At 52.2% G+C, this 9490-nt stretch carries 2 protein-coding genes; both read left to right on the top strand.

The window, feature by feature from the left end:
* Window positions 1-9: 9 nt before the first annotated feature.
* Complete coding sequence (locus ACN0UH_RS18895; protein ID WP_417663510.1) at window positions 10-8946, top strand: hemagglutinin repeat-containing protein; 8937 nt, start codon at window positions 10-12, stop codon at window positions 8944-8946.
* Window positions 8943-9248: a hypothetical protein gene (locus ACN0UH_RS18890; protein WP_417663509.1), complete on the top strand. Its 306-nt coding sequence runs from the start codon at window positions 8943-8945 to the stop codon at window positions 9246-9248. The genes ACN0UH_RS18895 and ACN0UH_RS18890 overlap by 4 nt, the downstream gene beginning before the upstream one ends.
* Window positions 9249-9490: the final 242 nt, after the last annotated feature.

Here is a 9490-nt window from a genome sequence, read left to right as displayed (position 1 = left end):
AGCCAAGGCGTGATCAAGGCCGACGCTGCCAGTCTTGATAACCGTGGCGGTGAACTGAGCGCTAAACAAGGCCTGACACTTAACGCTGACAGCGTAAATACGGGCGATAAAGGCCTGATTAGTAGTGGCGCCACTTTAGCCCTTGATGCTGGGCAGGTTGCAGCGGCCAACCAAGGTGAAATTTCCGCCAAGGGCGACATAAGCCTGCGTGCCGGCCAATTGCAGCAGCAGGGCGGTCGTCTGATCGGTGAGTCCAATGTCAGCCTTGATCTCAAGGGCGGCAAGCTGGATAACCAAAGCGGCGTGATAGCGGCTCAAGGACAACTGACATTGGTTGATGTCGGCCAGTTGGACAATCGGGCAGGCACACTAAGTGCCCAGCAACAATTCAAACTCAGTGCCCAGCAAATTGATAACCGCAACCAGGGATTGATTGGCAGTTCGGGCAGCCTCATGCTTGACGCTCAGCGGTTGGACTCATCAAACCAAGGTGAAGTCTCGGCCAGTGGCGATATCAATCTGCACGCGGCTGAGTTGGTGCAACATGATGGCCGGTTGCTTGGTCAGTCTGGTGTAACCCTAGATGTGGATGGCCTGCTGGATAACCAGGGAGGTGTGATTCATGGCAAACAGGGACTTAATTTAAAAGCTGACAACATTGATAACAGTACTCAGGGCTTGATCAGCAGCAATGGACTGCTGGTGTTGACGGCACAAAAGCTTGACTCATCCAATCAGGGTGAGGTTTCAGCTCAAGGCGATATTCAACTGCGTATAGCTCAGTTGATTCAGCAGCAAGGCCGTTTGATTGGGGAGGGCAGTGTTAGCCTTGACCTTAATGGCGGTGCATTGAACAACCGCGGTGGTGTTATTTACGGCAGACAAGGTTTAAGCCTGCTTGCCGGGGCTGTCGACAACAGTGACAAAGGGTTGATCAATACAGCCGGAGCGCTCTCGCTTACCGCAGACCGGCTCGACTCATCACAAAAAGGCGAGCTATCTGCTGAGAAGGACATCGACCTTAACCTTGGCGAACTGGTACAAAACAATGGGCAGTTGATAGGTGGAGGCAATATCAGCTTCGATCTCAACGGCGGCCTATTGGACAATCAAGACGGCCTGATCAACGCCCGTGATGGACTTGAACTGAAGCAAGTGGGTGAGTTGCGTAACTTGGCTGGTGAATTGTCGAGTTCTGGCGATATTTCAGTTTCTGCTGCGACACTTAACAACACCCAGAACGGCCGGGTGATTGCGGCCGGGCAATTGGCAATTGATGCCAGCACAGTTAACAACTCCGGTGCCGGGCTGCTCTCTGGTTGGCAGGGCGTACGTATAGATGGCGCTCAGTTAGATAACAGCAAAAAAGGCACAGTTTCCAGTCGTGATGGTGGCCTTGATCTGACCCTTAGCGGTGCGCTCGATAATAGCGCCGAAGGTGCCTTGGTCAGTCAAGAGGCTCAACGGATTTTGGCTGGCAGCCTGGACAACAGTGATAAGGGTATTGTTTCCAGTGACAGCGGCCTGGTTATTGATGTGACGGGCATGCTCAACAACAGTAATCAGGGGCTGATTAGTGCGCCGATACTGAGTGTCGAAGCCGCTCAAACGCTTAATCAGGGTGGTAGTATCAACTCGGCCGGTGACCTCTTGCTCAGCGGCGGCAGTTTCAATAATAGCGGTGGTAGCATCAGTGCTAGCCAAGCGCTGACTGCCAAGCTAACCGGAGAGCTACGCAACAACAGCTCAGGCAAAATAGTCAGTGGCACGAATATGCTGCTAGAACTAGATAGCCTCAATAACCGCGCAGGACAGCTGGCCAGCCAAGGTTTGCTGGAGGTTTTCGCTAACAGTCTGGATAACTCGAATTCTGGCACCTTGGCCGTTCAAGATGAAGTGACGCTCAATGTTAATGGCGCGCTTAATAACCGCAACGATGGCCTGATTTATAGCCGTCAGGGCGGATTGAACATCGAGGCTGCGAGCATCAATAACGATGCCGGTACTCTACAAGCCAAGTCCTTGCTCGACCTACAAGGCACTGCAGCAGTGAGCAACAAGGCTGGGACAGTTCTCACTGAAGCTGGCGATCTTGAAATAGGCGCTGAGCGTGTTGATAACAGCGCAGGTGGTGTTCTAGCCAGCACGCTGGGCAGCATTAAGTTGGTTTTAAACAGCCTATTCGATAACCGTGGCGGTACCACGCAAGCCAAGCAGGATGTTGACCTCAGTACCACCGCCAGCAATGGTCAGGTGCTTAACAGCAAAGGCCATTTTTCCGCTGTTGCAGGTCATAACCGTATTAAAACCGGCACCTTTAATAATCAGGGCGGTGGTTTGTTTGCAGGCGATCTTCTTGATGTAGACGCAATCAGTTTTGCCAACCAAGGTCTGAGCACGGGCCTTGGCGGCAAGGTTTCGGCAAGCACAATCGACTTCGACTTGAGCGATGCGTTGAACAATCGCTATGGCTTGATCGAGGCGGGTGACGTACTGCGCTTGAACAGCGCCAGTATCGATAATCAGCAGGGTGCGCTTCGTGCCTTGGGGCTTACTGGGGAAAGCCGTCTGGCCACCAGTGCATTGCTGGATAACAGTGATGGCCGCATTGAAGTTGCCAACAACGACCTGACCTTTGCCGTAGGCAGTCTGCTCAATACCGACGGCACGATCTTGCATGTAGGTAGCGGTAAATTTGGGCTGGCCAGCGATACCCTGACTCAGGCCGGCGGCACCTTGGTAACCAATGGAGCCTTAACCGTAAATGCCGGTACCTGGAACCATGATGGCACGGTGCAGGCGCGCGACTTAACCCTCAACGTAGGCACGTTAAACCAAAGTGCCACAGGCCAGTTGTTGGCCAAGCAACGCTTAATCGCCAGCGGCGGTAACTGGAGTAACGCCGGACTGATTGCCAGCGACGGCAGCCTCGATGTAACCCTTAGCGGTGGTTACAGCGGTGAGGGTCGCTTGACCAGTCTTGGGGATATGAGCCTAAAAGGCGCAAACCTTGATTTGAGCAGCATGGCGAGTATTGCAGCAGGCGGGCTTGGAAAACTGACTTTCAGTGGTCTGGTCAATAACCGAGGAGTGCTGAGCGCTGGCGACGACTTCACTTTGCGCGCCGCCAATCTGAACAACTACGGCACCTTGGGCGGTGCTAAAGGGTTGAAGCTGTACGCCGGAAGCCTGCGTAACGAGGGTGGCTTGATTTTCAGCGGCGCGGACATGGCGTTGCGTACGGCCACTCTTACCAATCTGCGCGGCAACCTCTACAGTTTAGGCGATCTGGATATCGCAGCCGATGATAACGATGGTTGGGCCACGCGGGTAGAGAACACCTCCGGCTCGCTTGAAAGTGCAGGCGACATGCGCATTTTGGCTGGCACCTTGCTCAATCAACGGGAAGCTTTCAGCGCTGAACTTCGCTTGGTATCGGGCAATCTCGACATTTATTCGGATGATGTCTGCGACGGTAAAGGCTGTGAATTCTATTTCAACTCAGTAGAAAACTACGAAGATGTGATCGCTGAAGGGCAAGACAGCCCAATAGGCTTTATCACCAGCGGCGCTGATCTGAACTTCCAAGGTGAAAATTTCCACAACCTGTATAGCACCGTATCGGCCGCAGGTGATATCAACATCAATGTGGTCACCTTTCGAAATCTCGGTATGGGCGGGGGTGAGCAGCGGCATTACAACGCCGGCTATTACACGCGCAGCGAGGCAGTGTATTGGCAGTTCATCGACGCCAAAAATCAGTTCAACCACTACAACGATCCGACTTCCGCAGACTACCAGCCTGGCAAGCTTTCAGTTGCAGATGTACTGGCGGTAACGAGTCAGGATGATCGGGAGTTTTTTAATATAACGTCCTACACCGTACCGACCTCTGGTGCAGTGGTCGCATCGGCGATTGTTCAGGCGGGCGGTGCGGTGAATATCACCGCAGCGGAGCGCTTCGATAATAGCGTTGTGCGTGAATATGCCGACGGTGTGGGGCAGATCGGCTCACAAAATACGGCTGTGGACACCCGCGCTAATACCGGCAACTGGGCGATTACCTCTCAGTTGCCGCCGGACCTTGCGCAAAAACAGGTCAACCCCCTCAACTTACCCGGCTTTAGCCTGCCGACTGGCGACAATGGTCTCTTCCGCCTGAGCGATCAAAGCGCTCACACAGGGCAGCAAGGCTATGACGGGACAGCCAGCCAGAGCGCAAATGGTAAGAGCCTTGGCGATCAGGTAATCAGTGCCAGCTTTGGTGGCAGCGCCCTTGCACAGCAGGTACAGAAAGTTGGAGGTCTGCCAAGCACAGAACACACCGCTGGCTCTCATAAGTACCTGATCGAAGCCAATCCAGCACTGACCAATCTTAAGGATTTTCTCGGTTCAGACTACTTGCTGGGCGAGCTCGGTTACGACCCAGACCGGCTACAGAGGCGTTTGGGCGACGGCCTCTACGAACAGCATTTAATTCGCCAAGCCATAGTTGAACGTACCGGTCAGCGCTACTTGGCAGGTCTGTACGACGATGAAGCCATGTTCCGCTACCTGATGGACAACGCCATTGCCAGCAAAGACGCACTGAATTTGCGCTTGGGTGTAGCGCTGAGCGCCGAGCAGATTGCCGCATTGACCCATGACATCGTCTGGATGGAAGAGCACGAAGTGCTGGGTGAGAAAGTCTTGGTGCCAGTCCTGTATTTGGCTCAAGCTGAAGGCCGCTTGGCCGGTAATGGCGCGCTAATCCAAGGTGGCGACTTAAACCTGATTAGCGGCGGCGACCTCAACAACGTTGGCACCTTGCGTGCCAGCGGCAACCTCAACGCCACCGCCAGCAATATCAACAACGCAGGTCTGATAGAGGCAAATGAACGCCTACAGTTGCTAGCCACAGACAGCATTATTAACGCCCGGGGCGGCATTATTACGGGGCGTGATGTCAATCTCACCGCCCTGAATGGTGATGTCATCAATGAACGCACCATCACCAGGGTAACCGCCGCCGGTGGCGGTGATCGTTTGCGCAATGACATCGCCAACAACGCCTCGCGTATCGAAGCGGGTAACAACCTTGTAATCAATGCCGCACGCGACATCAGCAACCGCGGCAGCGCTATCGAAGCCAAAGGTAATGCCAGTCTGAGCGCAGGCCGTGACTTAGTCGTATCCAGCCAAGCAGAAGTTGATACCTATGAATATCAACGCAAGCGCGAGCATGGCTATGACAACAGCACCATTCAACACGCCTCAAACGTCGATTTTGGCGGCGACCTGAGCCTGTCAGCGCAGCGTGATATTGCAGTGATTGGCAGCCAAGTCACTGCAGCGGGTGATGTCAGTGTTAATGCCGGACGCGACCTGAGCATCGTTTCAGCCGCCAATGAAGAGCATCAATACTCCTATCGCAAGCAGGGCGAAACCAAGACCACCAAACAAGCTGACGAAGTCCAACAGCAAGGCAGCTTGATTCAGGCGGGTAACAACTTGAGCTTGGGGGCGGGTAACGATATTGCGCTTGTTGCGAGCAGCGTTGATGCGGGTAATGAAGCATATCTTGTAGCAGCTAATGACATTGATATTGATGCAGGCTTCGACAGCCAATCGCATTACTACTACAAAAAGAAAAAGAAAAGTGGGACCTTCTCTAGCTCAACCAAAACGCGATTAGATTCAACGAGTGACACCTTCGCTCAAGGCAGCTTAGTCAGTGGTGATAAGACCACCGTGTTGGCAGGCAATACGCTCAACATACGTGGTAGTGATGTTGTCTCGACTCAAACAACCACCTTGCAAGGTGGTCAAGCGGTCAATATTGAGGGAGTTACTGAAACAAGTACCAGTGAGCATTATCAGAAAAAAACCAAATCTGGACTAATGGGCAGTGGTGGGATTGGCGTCACAATTGGCAGTAGCAGCCTGCAAAGTAGGGGACAAACCGTCATCGAAACCACGCGTGGTAGCACGGTGGGAAGCGTTGAGGGCAATGTCGAGATATTGACTGGCGGCAAGCTGAAGATTAAGGGTTCAGACATTGTTGCAGGTCAGAATGTATCGCTCTATGGCCAAGATGTTGAGATTAGCGCGGCTGAAAACCTTTCCCGTAACCAACAAGAACACAAAAGTAAGAAAAGCGGCCTGACCTTAGCGCTTTCGGGCGTGGTTGGCAGTGCTATTAATACTGCCTATGAGACAAGTCGACAGGTCGACGATGAAGAAAGCGGTCGGCTCGCTGCACTGCAAGGAGTAAAGGCAGCGCTTACCGGCTATCAAGCAATGCAGGCGGTAGAGCAAGCAGGCGGAATCACAGGAGAAAATGCAGGGCAGTTTGTAGGCATTAGTCTTTCGCTTGGGAGCCAGAAGTCCAAGTCAAAGCAGGTGCAGGAGCAGCGGGTTAGCCAAGGCAGTCAAGTGACCGCAGGTGACAATATCACCATCGTTGCCACAGGCAGCTCAGCTGCAAATGATGGTGACGTGAAAGTCATAGGTAGCCAACTACAGGCTGGTAAAGATCTGCTTGTCCAGGCTAATCGTGACATCGAGTTACTAGCCGCTGCAAACACTCAGAAAATTGAAGGTAAAAACAGCAGTGGTGGCGGTGCAGTCGGAGTCAGTCTAGGCGTGAGCGACAGTGGTGCAGGGCTGAGTATATTTGCCAATGCAAACTCAGGCTTAGGTAAAGAAAAAGGTAACGCAACCACATGGACTGAAACCACTCTGGATGCTGGCAACCAGGTAAGCCTAGTGAGTGGGCGTGACACTACCTTGGCAGGGGCTCAAGTCAGTGCTGACCAGATCAAGGCTTTGGTTGCTGGTAACTTGTCCCTGGAAAGCTTGCAGGACAGTGATCACTACAGCGCTAAGCAAAGCAATGTTAGTGCTGGAGGTAGCTTCACGTTCGGGACGATGACGGGCAGTGGATATTTGGGCGTCAGCAAAGACAAGCTCAATTCCAAGTTCGACAGCGTGCAAGAGCAAACCGGGTTGTTTGCAGGTAATGGTGGCTACCAAATTGACGTAGGCGAACACACTCAGCTTGACGGTAGCGTGATAGCGAGCACCGCGACAGCAGACAAAAATGTGCTCAGTACCGGAACACTTGGGTGGGGCGATATTTCTAATAGAGCTGAGTTTGAAACTAAAACTCAAAGTGTAAACCTCAGCTCAGGTGGTGTGGTTGGCGAGCAGTTTATTGGCAACCTCGCCACGACCACGTTACTCGGTGCTGGTAACGAGGGTGAAGACAGCAGTACAACTCACTCAGCTATATCTGAAGGCTCACTGGTTGTTCGCGATGCGCAAAATCAGGAGCAAGACACCGCAACGCTAAGCCGAGATGTTGAAAATGCCAACAATGCTTTAAGCCCTATTTTCGATAAAGAAAAAGAGCAGCGGCGTCTCAGAGAAGCTCAGCTAATTGGTGATATAGGCCGTCAGACAATAGACATAGTCCGCACGCAGGGCGAGATAGAAGCATCCCGTAAAGGCAAAGAAGAACTGGCCCAATCTGGAATATACGAACCAGGCCCCGGCGCAACGCAAGATGAGCGCAAAATCTACCAAGAACGGTTAACAAATTCTGCTGCCTACAAAAAGGAAATGGAGCCATACGGTACAGGTGGTAGTTACCAGCTTGTAGCGCAGGCAGCCACCGCAGCCCTTCAGGGCTTGGCTGGTAATAACCTAGGCTCTGCTCTCGCAGGTGCTTCAGCGCCATATCTGGCCCAAAAAATCAAACAAATTACTGGCGACAATAAAGAAGCTCGGTTGATGGCCCATGCGGTATTAGGCGCTATCGTTGCTCAAAGCAACAATAACTCGGCTGCTGCTGGAGCGGCGGGTGCGGTGAGTGGTGAGCTTGCCGCAGAGTACATCGCTGCTCAGTTGTATCCGAATAAAAAGGTGGCCGACCTTTCCGAGCAAGAAAAGCAGAGCGTGTCGGCAATGGCGACTTTAGCTGCCGGTTTATTGGGCGGTGCGGTTGGCGGAGACTCGGCAAGCGCAATTGCTGGTGCGCAGAGCGGGAAGAATGCGGTAGAGAATAACTATCTTAGTCCGGCTCAAGAAGAACAGAAGGATAAAGAACTTAAGGGGTGTAATGACCTGACGTGTCGAGTTGCTAATGAGACAAAGTGGAACCTTATCAGCGCTCAGCAGAATGCGGGGTTGCTTGTTGGTGTGGGTGGGGGGATAGGGCTTTCTGCTTATGAAACGGCTGAGGGCTTGTATCAGCTTATGGGGCACCTCCCCGAAACGTTGGACGCAATAAAGCAATTTGCAAATTCCCCCGAGTTTAGGCAACAGTTCGGTGACAGCTATTTTAGCGATCTTGAACAGCGTGCTGCTCTACTGACGCAAGCCTATAATGATGCGGGCTGGGGAGGTTCAGTCACTGCGGGTGTCGAGGGTGGGAAGTTTGCTGTCGAACTTGTCGGTGTGCTGACGGCGGTTCGAGGAACTGCGCAAGTTGCCGCTAAGCTGCCCTCGGCAGCGAAGAATGTAGTGAACGCCCTTGCTGAGGCACCTGTGACAGGAAGCTGGAGAGCACAGGCTGGGGCTGTTGGTGATCTTAGTAAGTTGGATGCACCGGGTGGTGCAAAAGGCAATCTTACACCTAAAGACTTTCCAGATGTGGCTGGCAAAATTAGTCAGAAACAGCTTCGGCATATCGCTGGAAGGCCTGAGCTTGAGGCTCGAGGAGGCGGAGGGTTCTTGAATAGTGTTGATGATGCTCAAAAAGTACTAGATGCTTACCGCGTAGGGCAGGTTAAGATTTTAGGTAAGAATGCGCAAGGGTTTCCGGTGGTGAAGTTCGAAGGTGTGACCGGAACCAACGTTAACGCAGGCGTTGGTATAACCGGTCAGCCAACCAATGTTTTTATCATCAAAGGTACGAAAAGCCCAAGTATCGTCCCTGCTAACCCTAATTGGACTCAGAAATGAATACGGCAGCCGAATTGAAAGCTTGGAATTTCCAAGTATTAATGCTTGCTCAAGCGTTGCTAGGGGCAGTTACTCCAAACTTCAGGATGGTGGTGTTGTCTTGTGAAGGTGATGTTTGGGTAATAAGGTTTTATCTTGAGAAAAACATAGAAGATGATATTGGTGAGATAGAAGACATCATCTGTCAATATACTGCATATCAGGACTCGGATTTAAAATGTAAGTCAGAAATTTTGGTTGGCAACGAAGATCTACCTAGCTTATCGGAAGCTGATAGGGCCGTTTATCGTCGAAAAGAGTGATTTTTGACTTGTTGGAAAAAGGATAGGCGCCTCTGGGAGTGTAGTGGTCAACTAGTAAATAGGGGACACCCATTAGCCGGTCCTGCGTCAAGATCCAAAGTCTACCCGCCCTGCTTTTTAACAGTAGGGTGTTTTTCTTGTTAAACCTGAACAGTTGAACCGGTCGCGAGTAAATAGGGGGCAGACCCTGAGGAATCCCCACAAAGTTCCCTTTTGCATCAGTTGGATAGCTTGAAAGAGCC

The organism is Pseudomonas sp. (assembly GCF_048265905.1).
GTDB lineage: Bacteria > Pseudomonadota > Gammaproteobacteria > Pseudomonadales > Pseudomonadaceae > Aquipseudomonas.
The sequence above is the reverse complement of the archived record's forward strand: the minus strand, read 5'-3'. Positions and strand labels throughout refer to the sequence as shown.

Excerpts from the sequence above, each read along its gene's own strand:
- ACN0UH_RS18890 (WP_417663509.1), top strand. The coding sequence starts at position 8,943 with ATGAATACGGCAGCCGAATTGAAAGCTTGGAATTTCCAAGTATTAATG.